General features: G+C 40.9%; 1 protein-coding gene. It reads right to left on the reverse strand.

All coding sequences use genetic code 11. From position 1 onward, the window contains the following. Window positions 1-12: 12 nt before the first annotated feature. Window positions 13-897, reverse strand: coding sequence for an IS982 family transposase (locus GPLA_RS05865; RefSeq protein ID WP_007103940.1), 885 nt, complete (start codon window positions 895-897; stop codon window positions 13-15). Between the last annotated feature and the right edge of the window lie 90 nt (window positions 898-987).

The following is a 987-nucleotide window of genomic DNA, read 5'->3' on the forward strand; positions in this document are numbered from 1 at the left end:
CCCGAGATCTGCTTAAGCGATAATCATAGCATTGCGCTCTACGTCAGTAATATTAAGGGATGGCTTATTTTTCTTTAAGCAATAAGCCACCAATCCTGAGATGATATTGAGCATAAACCCATTCATGCTGCGATGTCTTGAGTGTTCGACGTACGAAATGTTCTTTAATTGGTCATTTATCGTTTCAATGATGAAGCGTTTTGAAAGCATAGCTCTGTCCCATAACGACATCGCTTTCGCCTTCATGTTTTTGCGAACGGTCGTTATCAGCGTCACGCCTTTTTCTGACAAATCAGCCTCTAAGGCTTTACTCAAATATCCTTTATCTCCATACAGCTTATCCGTTAAGTCGGTGGCTAACTCGCGCACCGGTTGTGTGTCATGCACATTGCCAGTTGTGACTTTAGCCGCCACTATTTCACCATGATGGTTGACGATGAGATGAAGTTTGAAGCCATAAAACCAGCCCATCGTACCTTTGCCTCGTTGAGCAATATCTTTGAAGGTTTTGTTCCTTGGTATCCGAATGTTGTGGCACACTTTTATGCTGGTAGAGTCAATGAATTCAATACCTGTAGGCTTGCCTTTGAGTGTGCTGAAATAGGCACACATAGGTGCTAGCACCCTAGGCATAATCGCTAAAAAGCGGGTATAACTGAGTAAATTAGGAAAGGCGCATTTATAAAAAGTAGAGACATGACCTAGGTAATAATTTTTGAAATCACGATAATGGGACATATGAAATCCAACAACAATTGTCATGATCTCACTGGTGCTCATTTGCCCTTTTCGTTGGCGTTTATTCGTTCCATCTTCCAGTAGTTGTTTTTGCCATTGCGGAATAAATACTTTGCAAAAGTCATCGACATCGCAATACAACTCAACTAAATTCTTCATGCCTGTTCCTTGTTTAAATCAGATGTTTTTTGGTCGAAAGATCCGATCTTGGAACAGGCAACTAGTTCCATTTCTTAAACAAGATTCAGG

The sequence above is a fragment of the Paraglaciecola polaris LMG 21857 genome (assembly GCF_000315055.1).
Taxonomy (GTDB): Bacteria; Pseudomonadota; Gammaproteobacteria; order Enterobacterales; family Alteromonadaceae; genus Paraglaciecola; species Paraglaciecola polaris.

Excerpts from the sequence above, each read along its gene's own strand:
- GPLA_RS05865 (WP_007103940.1), bottom strand. The coding sequence starts at position 897 with ATGAAGAATTTAGTTGAGTTGTATTGCGATGTCGATGACTTTTGCAAA.